At 65.4% G+C, this 15,081-nt stretch carries 17 protein-coding genes; 14 read left to right on the top strand and 3 right to left on the bottom strand.

Annotated elements, in window-relative coordinates; all coding sequences use genetic code 11:
- Positions 1-48 precede the first annotated feature (48 nt).
- The 6 genes from coxB to BX604_RS09480 all read left to right on the top strand — a co-directional run bounded on the left by coxB (position 49) and on the right by BX604_RS09480 (position 5,364).
- On the top strand, positions 49-1,635 hold the full coding sequence (gene coxB, locus BX604_RS09455) for a cytochrome c oxidase subunit II (RefSeq protein ID WP_098550512.1): 1,587 nt from the start codon (positions 49-51) through the stop codon (positions 1,633-1,635).
- Between the two features lie 43 nt (positions 1,636-1,678).
- A complete protein-coding gene (ctaD, locus tag BX604_RS09460; protein WP_098550513.1) occupies positions 1,679-3,286 on the top strand; it encodes a cytochrome c oxidase subunit I in 1,608 nt (535 codons plus the stop codon).
- A gap of 80 nt (positions 3,287-3,366) precedes the next feature.
- Positions 3,367-3,507: a cytochrome oxidase small assembly protein gene (locus BX604_RS38930; protein ID WP_027789063.1), complete on the top strand. Its 141-nt coding sequence runs from the start codon at positions 3,367-3,369 to the stop codon at positions 3,505-3,507.
- A gap of 35 nt (positions 3,508-3,542) precedes the next feature.
- Positions 3,543-4,151, top strand: coding sequence for a cytochrome c oxidase assembly protein (locus tag BX604_RS09470; protein ID WP_098550514.1), 609 nt, complete (start codon positions 3,543-3,545; stop codon positions 4,149-4,151).
- Between the two features lie 16 nt (positions 4,152-4,167).
- Positions 4,168-4,368, top strand: coding sequence for a DUF2970 domain-containing protein (locus tag BX604_RS09475; RefSeq protein ID WP_098550515.1), 201 nt, complete (start codon positions 4,168-4,170; stop codon positions 4,366-4,368).
- A 138-nt stretch (positions 4,369-4,506) separates the two neighbouring features.
- Positions 4,507-5,364 carry a cytochrome c oxidase subunit 3 gene (locus BX604_RS09480; RefSeq protein WP_098550516.1) on the top strand — a complete coding sequence of 286 codons (858 nt, stop codon included), beginning with the start codon at positions 4,507-4,509 and terminating at the stop codon, positions 5,362-5,364.
- 177 nt (positions 5,365-5,541) lie between these two features.
- On the opposite strand, the gene BX604_RS09485 is transcribed toward BX604_RS09480, so the two are convergent.
- Positions 5,542-5,751 (bottom strand): twin transmembrane helix small protein, encoded by a 210-nt coding sequence (locus BX604_RS09485; RefSeq protein ID WP_098550517.1) that lies wholly within the window; start codon positions 5,749-5,751, stop codon positions 5,542-5,544.
- Between the two features lie 84 nt (positions 5,752-5,835).
- Here BX604_RS09485 and BX604_RS09490 point away from each other — a divergent pair, with 84 nt between their 5' ends.
- The 5 genes from BX604_RS09490 to BX604_RS09510 are packed head-to-tail and all read left to right on the top strand — an operon-like array spanning position 5,836 to position 9,918.
- Positions 5,836-6,546, top strand: coding sequence for an SURF1 family protein (locus tag BX604_RS09490; RefSeq protein ID WP_244109089.1), 711 nt, complete (start codon positions 5,836-5,838; stop codon positions 6,544-6,546).
- Between the two features lie 60 nt (positions 6,547-6,606).
- A complete protein-coding gene (locus BX604_RS09495) occupies positions 6,607-7,233 on the top strand; it encodes an SCO family protein (RefSeq protein WP_098550519.1) in 627 nt (208 codons plus the stop codon).
- A gap of 25 nt (positions 7,234-7,258) precedes the next feature.
- A complete protein-coding gene (locus BX604_RS09500; RefSeq protein ID WP_098550520.1) occupies positions 7,259-8,371 on the top strand; it encodes a COX15/CtaA family protein in 1,113 nt (370 codons plus the stop codon).
- 8 nt (positions 8,372-8,379) lie between these two features.
- Positions 8,380-9,282: a heme o synthase gene (cyoE, locus tag BX604_RS09505; RefSeq protein ID WP_098550521.1), complete on the top strand. Its 903-nt coding sequence runs from the start codon at positions 8,380-8,382 to the stop codon at positions 9,280-9,282.
- 18 nt (positions 9,283-9,300) lie between these two features.
- A complete protein-coding gene (locus BX604_RS09510; RefSeq protein ID WP_098550522.1) occupies positions 9,301-9,918 on the top strand; it encodes an SCO family protein in 618 nt (205 codons plus the stop codon).
- Between the two features lie 160 nt (positions 9,919-10,078).
- Here BX604_RS09510 and BX604_RS09515 read toward each other — a convergent pair whose 3' ends face one another.
- Positions 10,079-10,369, bottom strand: coding sequence for a YciI family protein (locus tag BX604_RS09515; protein WP_039321616.1), 291 nt, complete (start codon positions 10,367-10,369; stop codon positions 10,079-10,081).
- A gap of 211 nt (positions 10,370-10,580) precedes the next feature.
- Here BX604_RS09515 and BX604_RS09520 point away from each other — a divergent pair, with 211 nt between their 5' ends.
- Both BX604_RS09520 and BX604_RS09525 read left to right on the top strand, forming a co-directional pair.
- On the top strand, positions 10,581-12,218 hold the full coding sequence (locus BX604_RS09520) for a methyl-accepting chemotaxis protein (RefSeq protein ID WP_098552800.1): 1,638 nt from the start codon (positions 10,581-10,583) through the stop codon (positions 12,216-12,218).
- Between the two features lie 277 nt (positions 12,219-12,495).
- Positions 12,496-13,311, top strand: coding sequence for a MetQ/NlpA family ABC transporter substrate-binding protein (locus BX604_RS09525; RefSeq protein ID WP_098550523.1), 816 nt, complete (start codon positions 12,496-12,498; stop codon positions 13,309-13,311).
- A gap of 106 nt (positions 13,312-13,417) precedes the next feature.
- Here BX604_RS09525 and BX604_RS09530 read toward each other — a convergent pair whose 3' ends face one another.
- Positions 13,418-13,726, bottom strand: a complete 309-nt coding sequence (locus BX604_RS09530) for a VF_A0006 family four-cysteine protein (protein WP_098550524.1) — start codon at positions 13,724-13,726, stop codon at positions 13,418-13,420.
- Between the two features lie 333 nt (positions 13,727-14,059).
- On the opposite strand from BX604_RS09530, the gene BX604_RS09535 reads away from it, so the two are divergent.
- Entirely contained in the window at positions 14,060-15,025 is a 966-nt protein-coding gene (locus BX604_RS09535) for an ABC transporter substrate-binding protein (protein WP_098550525.1), read from the top strand.
- The last annotated feature ends 56 nt before the right edge of the window (positions 15,026-15,081 follow it).

Consider the following 15,081-nt stretch of genomic DNA (forward strand, 5'->3'; position numbering starts at 1 on the left):
GGCACCGGCCGCAAAGAGGCCGGCGTCTGGCGACGGGGGAGGGTTTGAATGGAAATTTTGGGTAAGGATGCTATGAAAACAATCAAGCGAGCCCTCACGGGCGTGCTGGCATGCAGTGGGTTGCTCTTTGCCGGCGCTGCTCTGGCGGTCGGTGATAGCCCGGGCGGCCCCCGCGTCAACGAGATCAACTTTCAGCCGCCTGTCACGAAGATCGCCGAGGAGCTCTACGACCTCCACACGATGATGCTGATCCTGTGTACGGTGATCTTCGTCGGCGTGTTCGGCGTGATGTTCTATTCGATCTTCGCGCACCGCAAATCCAAGGGCTACAAGGCCGCCAATTTCCATGAAAGCACGACCGTCGAAATCATCTGGACGATCGTGCCGTTCATCATCGTCGTATTGATGGCGCTGCCGGCGACGAAGGCTGTCGTCGCCATGAAGGACACGACCAACGCCGATCTCACGATCAAGGTCACCGGCTACCAGTGGAAGTGGGGCTACGACTACGTGAAGGGCCCGGGCGAGGGCATCAGCTTCCTGTCGACGCTCAGCACCCCGCGTGACGAAGTGATGGGCAAGAAGCCGATCACCGACACCTATCTGCAGGAAGTCGACAACCCGCTCGTCGTGCCGGTCAACAAGAAGATCCGCATCATCACGACCGCGAACGACGTCGTCCACTCGTGGTACGTGCCCGCGTTCGGCGTGAAGCAGGATGCGATCCCCGGCTTCGTGCGCGACACGTGGTTCAAGGCAGACAAGGTCGGCACGTTCCGCGGCTTCTGTACTGAACTGTGCGGCAAGGAACACGCGTTCATGCCGGTCGTAGTCGTTGTCCTGTCGGAAGACGACTACGCGAAGTGGGTCACGGCGCAGAAGGCCAAGCTGGCCGGCGCGGCGGTCGATCCGAACAAGGTTTACACGATGGCCGAACTCGTCTCGCACGGCGAAGACGTCTACAAGGCGAACTGCGCGGCGTGCCACCAGGTGAACGGCAAGGGCCTCGGCGCATTCCCGGCAATGGACGGCAGCCCGATCGTGAACGGCCCGATCGCCGGCCACCTCGAGCGCGTGCTGCACGGCAAGGGTGCCATGCCGTCGTGGGCGTCGCTGTCGGACCTCGACATCGCATCGGTCATCACGTACGAGCGCAATTCGTGGGACAACCACAAGAACGATCTGCTGCAGCCGAAGCAAGTAGCTGACGCGCGCAACGGCAAGATGCCGGAAGACACGGCAGGCGCGGCAGCGCCGGCAGAAGCCGCGTCGGCGCCGGCGCAAGCCGCGTCGGGCGCAGCCGAGCAGCCGGCGGCATCGGCCGCACTGTCGACGATTTACTTCGAGACGGGCAAGAGCGTGCTGCCGGCGGACGCGAAGGCAGCGATCGCCGCAGCGGCCGACTATGCGAAGGCACATCCGGACGCGAAGCTCGCGCTGTCGGGCTTCACCGACAAGACGGGCTCGGCCGACGCGAACGCCGAACTGGCCAAGCATCGTGCGCAAGTCGTGCGCGATGCGCTGAAGGCAGCAGGCGTGGCGGAAGACCACATTATTCTCAAAAAGCCGGAAACGATCACGGGCGGGGCTGACGCGAAGGAAGCCCGGCGTGTCGAGATCGGCCCGGCGGCTTGACGTGTCGCTGAGTTAGTCGACGTATTCGCATTAGGAGATTCTCATGTCTAGCATCGGGCACGACGTAGCCGCGGACCACGCGCACGACGACCACGCGCACGAAACACCGCACGGCTGGCGGCGTTGGCTGTTCGCCACCAACCACAAGGACATCGGTACGCTGTACCTGCTGTTCTCGTTCATCATGTTCCTGTCGGGCGGCGTGATGGCACTCGGCATCCGTGCCGAGCTGTTCGAGCCGGGCCTGCAGATCATGCGTCCGGAGTTCTTCAACGAACTCACGACGATGCACGGTCTGATCATGGTGTTCGGCGCGATCATGCCGGCATTCGTCGGTTTCGCGAACTGGATGATTCCGCTGCAGATCGGCGCATCCGACATGGCGTTCGCACGGATGAACAACTTCAGCTTCTGGCTGCTGCCGGTTGCAGCCGTGCTGCTGGTCGGTTCGTTCTTCGCGCCGGGTGGCGCGACGGCTGCCGGCTGGACGCTGTACGCACCGCTGTCGACGCAGATGGGCCCGGGCATGGACTTCGCGATTTTCGCGGTCCACTTGATGGGTGCATCGTCGATCATGGGCGGGATCAACATCGTCGTGACGATCCTGAACATGCGCGCACCGGGCATGACGCTGATGAAGATGCCGATGTTCGCATGGACGTGGCTGATCACGGCGTACCTGCTGATCGCCGTGATGCCGGTTCTGGCAGGCGCGATCACGATGGTGCTGTTCGACCGCCACTTCGGCACGTCGTTCTTCAACGCGGCAGGCGGCGGCGACCCGGTGATGTACCAGCACATCTTCTGGTTCTTCGGGCACCCCGAGGTGTACATCATGATTCTGCCGGCGTTCGGGATCGTGTCGCAGGTGATCCCGGCGTTCGCACGCAAGACGCTGTTCGGCTATAGCTCGATGGTGTACGCGACGGCTTCGATCGCGATCCTGTCGTTCATGGTCTGGGCGCACCACATGTTCGCAACGGGCATGCCGGTCACCGGTCAGCTGTTCTTCATGTACGCGACGATGCTGATCGCCGTGCCGACGGGCGTGAAGGTGTTCAACTGGCTCGCGACGATGTGGCGCGGTTCGATGACCTTCGAAACCCCGATGCTGTTCGCGATCGGCTTCCTGTTCGTGTTCACGTTCGGCGGTCTGACGGGCCTGATGCTGGCGATGGCGCCGCTCGACATCCAGTACCACGGCACTTACTTCGTGGTGGCGCACTTCCACTACGTGCTGGTGGCCGGGTCCCTGTTCGCGCTGTTCGCGGGCTGGTACTACTGGTCACCGAAGTGGACGGGCTGGATGTACAACGAGACGCGCGGCAAGATCCACTTCTGGGCGTCGATGATCTTCTTCAACCTGACGTTCTTCCCGATGCACTTCGTCGGTCTCGCGGGCATGCCGCGCCGCTATGCGGACTACCCGGCGCAGTTCACGGACTTCAACCAGGTCGCGACGATCGGCGCATTCGGCTTCGGCCTCGCGCAGGTGTACTTCCTGTTCGCAGTCGCGCTGCCGGCCTACCGTGGCGGCGGCGAGCTGGAAAAGGCGTCGGACAAGCCGTGGGATGGCGCGACGGGCCTCGAGTGGACGGTGCCGAGCCCGGCTCCCTTCCATACGTTCGAGCAACCGCCGCACGTCGAATAAGTTTCACCGAGCGCTCCGCCGCTGCCTGCCGCGCAGGCAGGCGCGGCGGGCGCCGAATTGAAATTTCAGCGAAGTTTCAGATGAACCGGAATCCACAACAAAGACGTACGCCCGAGCAGATTCGCGCGGGCAACAAGCGGCTCGGCCTCATCCTGCTCGTCATCGCCGCCGTTTTTTTTGTGGGTGTCGTGATCAAGCAGTGGTGGTTGTCCACACACTGATGCAGTAACTGACGCAGTAGCGAGGAAGCAGTCGTATGTCGAAGCCGGAAGAGGGCGCCGTCGATCGCGCATTCAATCGTTCGATGCTGGTGAAGCTCTTCGTCGTGGCCGCACTGATGTTCGGGTTCGGCTTCGCGCTCATTCCGATGTATCGCGCGATTTGCCAGGTCACAGGTATCAACAACCTGGTGCAGCGCGACGTCAGCGAACGTGAGGCGAAGAATTCGCAGGTCGACTACAGCCGTACGGTGTCGGTGGAATTCGATGCGAATGCACGCGGCCCGCTCGGCTTCAAGCCGGAGCACAACAGCCTCGACGTGCATCCGGGCGAACTGACGACGATCATGTACGACGTGACGAACGGGCAGGGCCGGCCGGTGGTCGCGCAGGCGATTCCGAGCTACGCGCCGAAGCAGGCGACGGAGTTCTTCAAGAAGATCGAGTGCTTTTGCTTCACGCAGCAGACACTGGCCGCGAACGAGTCGCGCAGGATGCCGGTGGTGTTCGTGATCGATCCGAAACTGCCGAAGGACGTGAAGACGATCACGCTGTCGTACACGTTCTTCGAACTGAATACACCGGCCGCGTCGGTGCCGGCGCAGCGCAGTACGGCGGCGCAGGGCGCGACGACGCCGGGCGCATGATGACGGAGGCGGCGAGATGACGGAGACCAGGCGGAACGGCACGTTCGGCCAGGCGCTGAAGGCGGTGTTGTGGTCGTTCTTCGGCGTGCGCAAGCGGCGCGACCTGGAGGCCGATGCAACGCAGCTCAATCCGCTGCACGTGCTGCTGGTCGCGTTGATCGCGGCCGGCGTGTTCATCGGCGTGCTGATCCTGATCGTGCGCGCGGTCGTGGGCTGACGCCCGCGGCCACGAAAGAATGCAGTGCGCAGCGCCTCGGCGCTGCGTGCGGGAAAGAGCGGCGGCGGTCGTGCCGCGCAAGAAATAAAGCCGGAGCGGTTTCCGGTACACAAATTGGACTGAAGTGGAGAATCAAGCATGAGCGGTCAAAACCAGACCCCGTACTATTTCGTGCCGCATCCGTCGCAGCATCCGATCAGCGCGGCCATCGGCCTGCTGGTCATGCTCGGGTCGGTGGCGCTGTGGATCAACGGTCACGACTGGGCTCCGTACACGGCGCTGCTCGGCCTGCTGTGGTTGCTCTTCACGCTGTACCACTGGTTTGGCGACGCGATTTCCGAGTCGGAAGGCGGTCATTACGGCAAGAACGTCGACAAGTCGTACCGCTGGAGCATGAGCTGGTTCATCTTCTCCGAAGTGATGTTCTTCGGCGCATTCTTCGGCGCGCTGTTCTATGCGCGTGAAATCGCGCTGCACCAGCTCGGCAGCCTCGACTACAAGCTGATCTGGCCGGACTTCTCCGCCGTGTGGCCGAACGAAGGCCCCGCCGCGCTCGCCGGTCACTTCAAGACGATGGGCCCGTGGCCGATCCCGACGCTGAACACCGCATTCCTGCTGTCGTCGGGCGTGACGCTGACGATCTCGCACCACGCGCTGCGCGACGATCATCGCAAGAAGGCGATCGCCTGGCTGGCCGCGACGCTCGTGTTCGGTATCTGCTTCCTGTTCCTGCAGGGCTTCGAGTACTACCACGCGTACAACGAACTGAACCTGACGCTGAATTCGGGCGTGTACGGCTCGACGTTCTTCCTGCTGACGGGCTTCCACGGCTTCCACGTGTTCCTCGGCGGTACGATGCTCGCGGTGGTGCTGGTGCGGATGATTCGCGGCCACTTCACGCCCGATCATCACTTCGCATTCGAAGGCGCCGCGTGGTACTGGCACTTCGTCGACGTCGTCTGGCTTGGCCTGTACGTCGTCGTCTACTGGCTGTAAATGCAACAACGGCCCGCGCAGCGATGCGCGGGCCGTTTTCATTGGCGGGGACGGAGCAGCGGCTGGCTGCTTGTGCTCAACGCCAACCCGGCGCCGCCACGACTCAGTCAGGCGGCGCTTTTGCTTGGTGGCGCCGCTATGCGGCGAAATGTCACAGTGGCCGCTGCGGCGCGCGCATCAACGCCCGACTGGCAGGCCGGTCGAATGGATCCAGCCCATCCAGTTCGCGAGCAGGATGAACAGGAACAGCGAGACCGACAGCCCGACGCGGGTGGCGAGCGACCAGGCCATGCGTTTCGTGTGGCCGCGGTCATGCATCATGAAGTAGAGCGCCGAGCCCATGCTGGCGATGATGAGGACGAAGGCAATAGGAACGAGTATGTGCATGACACGAACCGGACGACGGCAATTCGGAAGGAAGAGGATAATTATCGCACTTCGCTTTCGCGAATGCGCCTGGCGGGCGGCATGATGAAGATCCGTTTGCTGCCTGCGCTGCTGATCCTCATCGTCGTCGCGGTCACGATCCGTCTCGGGTTCTGGCAGCGCGACCGCGCGCACCAGAAGGAAGCGCTGCAGGCGAATATCGTCCGCTACGAGCACGCGGCGCCCGTCGATGTCGGTGCGCAACCGATGCCGCTGGCGTCGATCGAGTTTCACCGCGTGCGGGCCACGGGCCGCTTCATGCCGGAGCAAGCGGTGTTCCTCGACAATCGGCCGTATAACGACCAGCCGGGTTTTTACGTCGTGATGCCGTTTAAACTCACGGGCGGTGGCGTCGTGCTGGTCAATCGCGGCTGGCTGCCGCGCAACATCTCCGATCGCACAGCGATCGAGCCGTTCCCGACGCCCGCCGGCGAAGTCGAGATCGAAGGGATCGCGCGCGCCGACGCGTCGCGGGCGTTCGAGCTCGGCGAAGGCGGCTCGGCCGCGCACCAGAAGATCCGGCAGAACCTGGACGTCGGCGCGTATGCGAAGGAAACGGGGCTGCCGTTGCAGCCGTTCGTGATCCAGCAGACGAGCGATGACGGCGACAAGCTCGTGCGCGACTGGCCGGCGGCGACGCTCGGCGTCGAGCGCAATTACGGTTACATGTTTCAGTGGTGGGCCATGGCGGCGGCCGCGCTCGGTTTCGGTCTGTACGCCGCGCGGCGTGCGGCGAAGAAGTCGGCCGGCGCGTGAGCGCAGTGCCCGGACGCGGCGACGGTGCCGCGGGTTCGTTTCGAGAGGTTTGATTTGTCCATGCAATCTTCCCGTCAGGGTTCGGCCACGGCGCCGGTTTCACCGGCGGCCCGCAAGCGCGGCCGCTGGATGCTCGTGCTGCTCGGCCTTGTGTGCGCGGCGCCGATACTCGCGTCGTACTTCACCTATTACGTGATCAAGCCGAAGGGCGGTTCGACCAACTACGGCACGCTGATCGAGCCGCAGCGGCCGATTCCGGCCGATCTGCAGGCCACCGACGAAACCGGCAAGACGGTCCCGCTGTCGTCGCTGCGCGGCGTGTGGCTGTTCGTGATGACCGACCCCAGCGCGTGCGACGACGCATGCGCGGAAAAGCTCTATTTCATGCGCCAGATCCGCGTCACGCAGGCGGGCGAGCGGCACCGGATCACGATGGTGTGGCTGCGCAGCGATGCGGCCGCGATTCCGCCGAAGGTGCTGGAAGCCTATCCCGACACGCGTCGGCTGGTCGCCGATCCGGCCGCGATCGCCGCGTGGCTGCCGGCCGACGCCGGCACGAAGGACACCGACCATATCTACATGGTCGACCCGAACGGCAACCTGATGATGCGTTTCCCGAAGAACCCGAACCCCAGCAAGATCAAGACGGACGTCACGAAGCTGCTGAAGTGGTCGAGCATCGGTTAAGGCGAGACAACGAGGCAAACATTCGATGTCGTATCTACTGCAACTCGGCCTGATCGGCTTCTGTATCGCGCTGCTGCCGCTGTCGTACGTGTGGGTGAAGGCCGACGACAACAAGTTCCGCAAGCTGGTGTGGATCACCACGTTCCTGACCCTCGACCTGGTGATGTTCGGCGGCTTCACGCGGCTGACCGATTCGGGCCTCGGTTGCCCGGACTGGCCGGGCTGCTACGGCACGTCGTCGCCGTTCATCGCGCATGCCGCGATCACGGCCGCGCACCAGGCGATGCCGACCGGCCCCGTCAGCATGTCGAAGGCGTGGATCGAGATGATCCACCGCTATTTCGCGATGGCGATCGGCGTGCTGATCATCGCGCAGGTCGTGATCGCCTGGACCGCGCGGCTGCGCCGCCGGCCGCTGCACGTGTCGCCGTGGTGGCCGACGAGCCTGTTGCTGCTGATCGTCGTGCAGGGCGTGTTCGGCGCGTGGACCGTCACGATGAAGCTGCAGCCCGTGATCGTCACGACCCACCTGCTGCTCGGCTTGACGCTGCTCGGCACGCTCGGCTGGCTCGCGGCGCGGCAGACGCCGCTGCCGTCGCATGATCCGGAGGCCGGCCGCTACCGCGCGGCCGCGCTCGCGGCGCTCGTGTTGCTGGTCGTGCAGATCGCGCTCGGTGGCTGGGTGAGCACCAACTACGCGGTGCTCGCGTGTACCGATTTCCCGACCTGCAACGGCCAGTGGATCCCGCCGATGAACTTCAGTCAGGGCTTCCATCTTTGGCGCGCGCTCGGGATGACGCAGGACGGCGAGGCGATCACGCAGGACGCGCTGGTCGCGATCCACTGGACGCACCGCACGTTCGCGTTCGTCGTCGTCGCGTATCTGGCTGCGTTCGCGCTGAAGATGCGCCGCTTCGAGTCGCTGCGGCGGCCTGCGAACGGCGTGCTGCTGGTCGTGCTGCTGCAGTTCGTGACGGGCCTGACCAACATCGTGCTGCAATGGCCGCTGCCGGTGGCCGTCGCGCACAACGGCGGCGCCGCGATCCTGCTGCTGCTCGTCGTCATGTTAAACTTTCGCATCCTTTCAAGCCGCCCCGGCCGTGTCGTGCAGCCCGCGCGCGACGCCGCCCCGGCGTGACCGTCCCCATGCAAAGCACCCTTTCCCAATCGCCCGGTAGCCGGTTTTCGCAGTACATGGCGCTGACGAAGCCGCGTGTCACGCAGCTCGCAGTGTTCTGCGCGGTGATCGGCATGTTTCTCGCGACACCGGGCATGGTGCCGTGGCATGTGCTGATCGGCGGCACGGTCGGCATCTGGCTGCTGGCCGGCGCCGCGTTCGCGATCAACTGTCTCGTCGAGCAGAAGATCGACGCGATGATGCGCCGCACCGCGTGGCGCCCGTCCGCGCGCGGCGAGATCACGACGCCGCAGATCCTGCTGTTCTCCGCCGTGCTCGGCGGCGTCGGCGCATGGACGCTCTATACGTTCACGAATCCGTTGACGATGTGGCTGACGATCGCGACGTTCGTCGGCTACGCGGTCATCTATACGTTGCTGCTCAAGCCGATGACGCCGCAGAACATCGTGATCGGCGGTGCGTCGGGCGCCATGCCGCCGGCGCTCGGCTGGGCCGCGGTCACCGGCGCGGTGCCGGGTGACGCGTGGATCCTCGTGCTGATCATCTTCGTGTGGACGCCGCCGCATTTCTGGGTGCTCGCGCTCTATCGCCGCAAGGACTACGAGAACGCGGGCCTGCCGATGCTGCCCGTCACGCACGGCGAGAAGTTCACGCGGCTGCACATCCTGCTGTACACGGTCATCCTGTTCGCGGTCACGCTGATGCCGTTCATCTCCGGGATGAGCGGGGCCGTCTATCTGACGAGTGCGGTGCTGCTCGGTGCGGTGTTCCTCGCCTATGCGTGGAAGATCTACCGCGATTACTCGGATGAACTCGCCCGCAAGGCTTTCCGCTACTCGATCGTCTACCTGTCGCTGCTGTTCGCCGCGCTGCTCGTCGATCACTACGCACGTCCGCTGCTCGGCGTGTAACTGCACGGTTTGAACGCAATGCTCCATTCACGGTTCGGGCGCCGCGCGCGCCAAGGCTGGATGCTGGCGTGCGCATTTTCGGCAGCCCTGCTGCTCGCCGGATGCGACAACGCGCCGAAATTCCAGAATCTCGACATCACCGGCAACACGCAGTTCGGCACCGATTTCTCGCTGCCCGACACGACCGGCAAGGTACGTACGCTGGCCGACTTCAAGGGCCGTGCGGTCGTGATGTTCTTCGGCTATACGCATTGCCCGGACGTCTGTCCGACGACGATGGCCGAGCTGTCCGAGGCGCTGAAGCAGCTCGGGCCGGATGCCGCGAAGCGCGTGCAGGTGCTGTTCGTCACCGTCGATCCGGAGCGCGATACGCCCGCGCTGCTCGGCCAGTACGTGCCCGCGTTCGATCCGTCGTTCATCGGCCTGCGGCCGGCCGACGAGGCGCAGCTGAAGAAGATCACGAAGGATTTCCGCGTGTACTACGCGAAGGTGCCCGGCAAGACGCCCGGCAGCTACACGATGGATCACACCGCCGCGAGCTACGTGTTCGATCGCGACGGCAAGCTGCGCCTGTTCGTGCGCGACGGCCAGGGCCCCGGCCCGTGGGTCCACGACCTGAAACTGCTGGTCGACTGAGCGGCGCGCGCCGCCTGATCGCCCGGGCGCTCGCCCGGCGATACGCGTGACGGCCTCGACGTGCCGTCACGCATGCTTCCTGCTTCCCCCTCAAATTGCCTGCACCGCCTCGTCGCGCGGCGTGCACGCGCACGCGCACGCACATTCGCGCCCGGGCGCGTTACGGCAGCGCCGGTACGTTGAAGCCCTGCGCGGCGCGCGTGATCCTGAATTCGGTCACGCGATAGGTCGCGAGCCCTTCGGTCACGAACGGATCGGTCTTCAGGATCGCGTCCAGTTCGTCGCGATCGATGCGGGCCGCGAGGATCACGCCGCCTTCGCGCGGCACCTTCGGCCCTGCCGCGATGAAGATGCCGCGCTCCAGCAGCGGCTGCAGATACGCGCGATGGCGTTCGAGCGCGTCGTCGATGCGCTCGAGCGACGCGGTGTAGTGGATGTCGATGACGTACATGGATGGCCCTGGAATGTCGCCGGCGCGGTGCGTGCCGGCCAGCCGGTCTTTGTAGCACAGCGGCCGTTCGGTGTCGTGCCGGGCATTGCGCGCCGGATGCGTGTATTCAAGTTGTAAGTGTCGCTGCCGTAAATATGGAAGCAACCGTTTGCGTGCGGTCGAGACCCTCGCGCGCGCATTCCGGGCATCGACATCGACTAGAGGCATGCAGATGAGCAGAATGAGTTTGAACCGCAAGCTGTGGCTCGCGCTTGCGCTGGTATGGATCGGCCTTCTCGGCGTCGGCGCATGGAGTGCGTACGAGACGCGCGCGACGATGCTCGCCGAACGCAAGGAAGGCATCGCGAACCTCGTCGACTCGGCGGCCGGCATCGTGAGCGCGTATCACGCGCTCGCGCAGAACGGCACGCTGCCCGAGGCCGACGCGAAGCGCGATGCGCTCGCGAGCCTGGCCGCGATGCGCTACGGCGATTCGGGCTACGTGTTCGTGATGGACTCGAAACCCGTCGTGCTGATGCACCCGACGTTGCCGAAGCTCGTCGGCACGCAGGTCGGGGACTATCTCGATCCGGACGGCAAGCCGCTGTTCGTCACGATCCTGAATGCCGCGAAGGCGACCGGCAGCGGCTTCGCCGAGTATCGCGGACGGCTGCCGCACAGCGAGACGGCCGTGCCGAAGATCAGCTACGTCACGCGCTTCGCGCCGTGGGACTGGAACATCTCGAGCGGCGTGTTCCTGAAGGACATTGATACCGTCTACTACCGGACGCTGTTCGGTCACCTCGCGGTCGTGTTCGTGATCGGCTTCGTGATCAGCGCGGCGATGCTCGTGATCATCCGCAACGTGCGCGGCAGCCTCGGCGGCGAGCCGGACGAAGCGGCCGCGCTGGCGACCCGTATCGCGCAGGGCGACCTGAGCCGGCCGGTGCCCGTGCGCGACGGCGACAGCACGAGCATGATGGCCGCGATGCGCGACATGCAGGCGCGCCTGCAGGCGACGATCGGCGGGATTCGCCAGTCGGCCGAGTCGATCGCATCCGCGAGTCGCGAGATCGCGTCCGGCAACGACGACCTGTCGCAGCGTACCGAGGAGCAGGCCGCGTCGCTGGAAGAAACGGCCGCGAGCATGGAGCAGCTGACCGCGACGGTGAAGCAGAACGCCGACAACGCGCGGCAGGCGAGCGGGCTCGCGAACAACGCATCGGAGATCGCGCGCGCGGGCAACGACGTCGTGAGCCGCGTGATCGGCACGATGGGCGAGATCGACGACAGCTCGCGCAAGATCGCCGACATCATCGGCGTGATCGAGGGCATTGCGTTCCAGACCAACATCCTCGCGCTGAATGCGGCGGTCGAGGCCGCGCGCGCCGGCGAGCAGGGGCGCGGGTTCGCGGTGGTCGCGGGCGAGGTGCGCTCGCTCGCGCAGCGTAGCGCGACGGCCGCGAAGGAGATCCGCGAGCTGATCGTCGACTCGGTCGAGCGCGTGCGCAACGGCTCGACGCTGGTCGGCCAGGCCGGCACGACGATGGGCGAGATCCTGCAGGCGGTCGCGCGCGTGACCGACATCATGGGCGAGATCGCGGCCGCGTCCGAAGAGCAGGCGAGCGGCATCACGCAGGTCGGGCGCGCGGTCACGCAGATGGACCAGGTCACGCAGCAGAACGCGGCACTCGTCGAGGAGGCCGCCGCGGCGGCCGCGTCGCTGCAGGAGCAGGCCGGGCGGCTGCGCGACGCGGTTGGCGCATTCCGGGTCGGCGGTGCCGGTGGTGGCAATGGTGGTGGCGCGTCGCATCGCGCCGGCGAACCGGCGTTCGGCGTGCGTCCCGCGGAAGAAACGGTCGCCGTGTAACGATCGCGGCACGCTGCGGTCGACGAGGGCGGGCGCGACGTCATGAAGCATCGCGCCCGGCCGGCAGTCTGGACGGGAAGGCTGTCCTTCCGTCTCATGAAACGCAACTAACGGCCGACTCGCGCCATCCCCGCCAGCACCGCCGCGGTGCATACCCATATGAGCGGGATGTATTTCACTTCCGGCGCGTCCTGTGACACCATTTGCCCCTTCCTGCGAGTCGGGGCATACCCGCATCGCGCCCCCATTTTTCAGTTAGCAAGAAAGCGAGAAACAGATGAAGCGTCGCAGTCTCCTGAAGGTATTTTCCGTGCTGGCCACCGGTGCCGCACTGACGCTGTCGGCTGGCGCGCACGCCGAAGACAAGGTGATCAAGGTCGGTACGGTTGCCGGTCCGGATTCGGAAGTGTGGCAAGTCGTGCAGAAGGTCGCGAAGGAGAAGGAAGGCCTGAACGTGAAGGTCATCGAGTTCAACGACTACGTGCAGCCGAATGCGGCGCTCGACGCGGGTGACCTCGACGCGAACAGCTTCCAGCACCAGCCCTACCTCGACAGCCAGGTGAAGCAGCGCGGCTACAAGATCGTGACCGCGGGCCTGACCTACATTTCGCCGATGGGCGTGTACTCGAAGAAGTTCAAGTCGCTGAAGGATCTGCCGCAAGGCGCGAAGCTCGCGGTGCCGAACGATCCGTCGAACGAGAACCGCGCACTGCTGCTGCTGCAGGCGCAAGGCGTGATCAAGCTGAAGACCGGCGCTGCCACGGGCGGCAACAACGCGACGGTGCTCGACATCGTCGACAACCCGAAGAAGCTGAAGATCTCCGAGCTCGACGCCGCGCAACTGCCGCGCGTGCTGTCGGACGTCGACGCCGCCGTGATCAACACGAACTACGCGATCGCCGCGAACCTGCAGCCGACCAAGGACGCGATCGCGCTCGAATCGCTGACGAGCCCGTACGCGAACGTGATCGCCGTGCGCGCGAAGGACAAGGATCAGCCGTGGGTGAAGAAGCTGGTCAAGGCGTACCAGTCGCGTGAAGTGAAGGAATTCATCAACAAGCAGTTCAAGGGCTCGATGGTCGCGTCGTTCTGAGCGCCGCACCGATCCGACCGTTGAAACGAAAGGGCCTGCATCGCGCAGGCCTTTTTTCATTGGCGCGGCTGCTTACGACTCGCGGCCGCGCGGCGGTTGCGCCGTCTCACATCTCGCCGCGCCGCGAGCAGATCGCCATGATCTGCTGGATCGCGTAGTTGTCGCGCACGCCCGGCAGCGACTGCACGACGCACTCGTGATAGCGCCGCTCGCGCGGCAGCAGCATCGCGTTGTTGCGGTACAGCGCGTCGCACGAGCGCTGGATCAACTGGGCCGCCGCGCCGTTGCGGCTCTCGCGCAGCGCGTTGAGCATGCAGTCGTCGTAGGGTGCATTGCCGTCGGTCAGCGCGAATGCCGCGCCCGGCTGCAGCAGCGCGACGGCCGCGAAGGCGGCGGCACGGATCCCCGGTTTCATCTGCCCTCCGCTGGAGTGGACTGGGTCGGTCGACAGGATAACGTAAAGCCGAGACGGCGGCTGACGCGTTGCGCCGACCCTGGCGCAAACTGCCGCCGGCCAAGCGTCTCGCGCGTTTCGACGCGGCATGCAACCGGTGTGCGCCGGCCGGTTGCGCGAAAGCGCGGAGTCAGGCGGTGGTCTGCGGAAATGGTATTCTCATGCGTTCGCCGCCGCGCGCCTTCCCGGGGCCCGCGCGAGGCCGGTGCCGCTGCATTGCGCGCGCCGGCACCTGCACGACGACGGCGGGAATCCATCATCCAGAACCGACACAAATACGGGGGAGACTCACCCATGAAGCGTTTCAAGACTTTCGCGATCCGTTCGATCACGGCCGGCGTGGCCGCACTCGCACTGGCCGGTGCTGCGCACGCGCAGACGGTCAAGGTGCTGTCGATCGTCGACCATCCGGCACTCGACGCGATCCGCGACGGCGTGCGCGCCGAACTGAAGGCGGAAGGCTACGGCGACGACAAGCTCAAGTGGGAATACCAGAGCGCGCAGGGCAACACGGGCACGGCCGCGCAGATCGCACGCAAGTTCGTCGGCGACCAGCCCGACGTGATCGTCGCGATCGCGACGCCGGCCGCACAGTCGGTCGTCGCGGCGACCAAGAGCGTGCCGGTCGTCTACTCGGGCGTGACCGATCCGGTTGCCGCGCAGCTCGTGAAGGGCTGGGGCCCGTCGGGCACCAACGTGACGGGCGTATCCGACAAGCTGCCGCTCGACCGCCAGGTCGCGCTGATCAAGCAGGTCGTGCCGAAGGCGAAGACGGTCGGGATGGTCTACAACCCGGGCGAGGCGAACTCGGTCGTGGTCGTGAAGGAACTCAAGGAGATCCTCGCGAAGCAGGGCATGACGCTGAAGGAAGCGGCCGCGCCGCGCACCGTCGACATCGGCCCGGCCGCGAAGAGCCTGATCGGCAAGGTCGACGTGATCTACACGAACACCGACAACAACGTCGTGTCCGCGTACGAAGCGCTCGTGAAGGTCGCGAACGAAGCGAAGATCCCGCTCGTCGCCGGCGACACCGACAGCGTGAAGCGCGGCGGCATCGCGGCGCTCGGCATCAACTACGGCGACCTCGGCCGCCAGACCGGCAAGATCGTCGCGCGCATCCTGAAGGGCGAGAAGCCGGGCGCGATCGCGTCGGAGACGAGCAACAACCTCGAACTGTTCGTGAACACGGGCGCGGCCGCGAAGCAGGGCGTGACGCTGTCGCCGGAGCTCGTGAAGGAAGCGAAGACGGTCATCAAGTAAGCGGCCCGACCGCCGCGCTTGCAGGCCCGATCCGGGCCTGGACAACCTCGCCGGAC

This window comes from Burkholderia sp. JKS000303, assembly GCF_002563755.1.
GTDB lineage: Bacteria > Pseudomonadota > Gammaproteobacteria > Burkholderiales > Burkholderiaceae > Burkholderia > Burkholderia anthina_B.

What these genes read in the sequence shown, in the direction of transcription:
- ctaD (WP_098550513.1), top strand. Translation starts at nt 1,679, where the DNA reads ATGTCTAGCATCGGGCACGACGTAGCCGCGGACCACGCGCACGACGAC.
- BX604_RS09495 (WP_098550519.1), top strand. Translation starts at nt 6,607, where the DNA reads ATGCAATCTTCCCGTCAGGGTTCGGCCACGGCGCCGGTTTCACCGGCG.
- BX604_RS09515 (WP_039321616.1), bottom strand. Translation starts at nt 10,369, where the DNA reads ATGTACGTCATCGACATCCACTACACCGCGTCGCTCGAGCGCATCGAC.
- BX604_RS09490 (WP_244109089.1), top strand. Translation starts at nt 5,836, where the DNA reads ATGAAGATCCGTTTGCTGCCTGCGCTGCTGATCCTCATCGTCGTCGCG.
- BX604_RS09510 (WP_098550522.1), top strand. Translation starts at nt 9,301, where the DNA reads ATGCTCCATTCACGGTTCGGGCGCCGCGCGCGCCAAGGCTGGATGCTG.
- BX604_RS09480 (WP_098550516.1), top strand. Translation starts at nt 4,507, where the DNA reads ATGAGCGGTCAAAACCAGACCCCGTACTATTTCGTGCCGCATCCGTCG.
- BX604_RS09485 (WP_098550517.1), bottom strand. Translation starts at nt 5,751, where the DNA reads ATGCACATACTCGTTCCTATTGCCTTCGTCCTCATCATCGCCAGCATG.
- BX604_RS09475 (WP_098550515.1), top strand. Translation starts at nt 4,168, where the DNA reads ATGACGGAGACCAGGCGGAACGGCACGTTCGGCCAGGCGCTGAAGGCG.
- BX604_RS09520 (WP_098552800.1), top strand. Translation starts at nt 10,581, where the DNA reads ATGAGCAGAATGAGTTTGAACCGCAAGCTGTGGCTCGCGCTTGCGCTG.
- coxB (WP_098550512.1), top strand. Translation starts at nt 49, where the DNA reads ATGGAAATTTTGGGTAAGGATGCTATGAAAACAATCAAGCGAGCCCTC.
- BX604_RS09535 (WP_098550525.1), top strand. Translation starts at nt 14,060, where the DNA reads ATGAAGCGTTTCAAGACTTTCGCGATCCGTTCGATCACGGCCGGCGTG.
- cyoE (WP_098550521.1), top strand. Translation starts at nt 8,380, where the DNA reads ATGCAAAGCACCCTTTCCCAATCGCCCGGTAGCCGGTTTTCGCAGTAC.
- BX604_RS38930 (WP_027789063.1), top strand. Translation starts at nt 3,367, where the DNA reads ATGAACCGGAATCCACAACAAAGACGTACGCCCGAGCAGATTCGCGCG.
- BX604_RS09530 (WP_098550524.1), bottom strand. Translation starts at nt 13,726, where the DNA reads ATGAAACCGGGGATCCGTGCCGCCGCCTTCGCGGCCGTCGCGCTGCTG.
- BX604_RS09500 (WP_098550520.1), top strand. Translation starts at nt 7,259, where the DNA reads ATGTCGTATCTACTGCAACTCGGCCTGATCGGCTTCTGTATCGCGCTG.
- BX604_RS09525 (WP_098550523.1), top strand. Translation starts at nt 12,496, where the DNA reads ATGAAGCGTCGCAGTCTCCTGAAGGTATTTTCCGTGCTGGCCACCGGT.
- BX604_RS09470 (WP_098550514.1), top strand. Translation starts at nt 3,543, where the DNA reads ATGTCGAAGCCGGAAGAGGGCGCCGTCGATCGCGCATTCAATCGTTCG.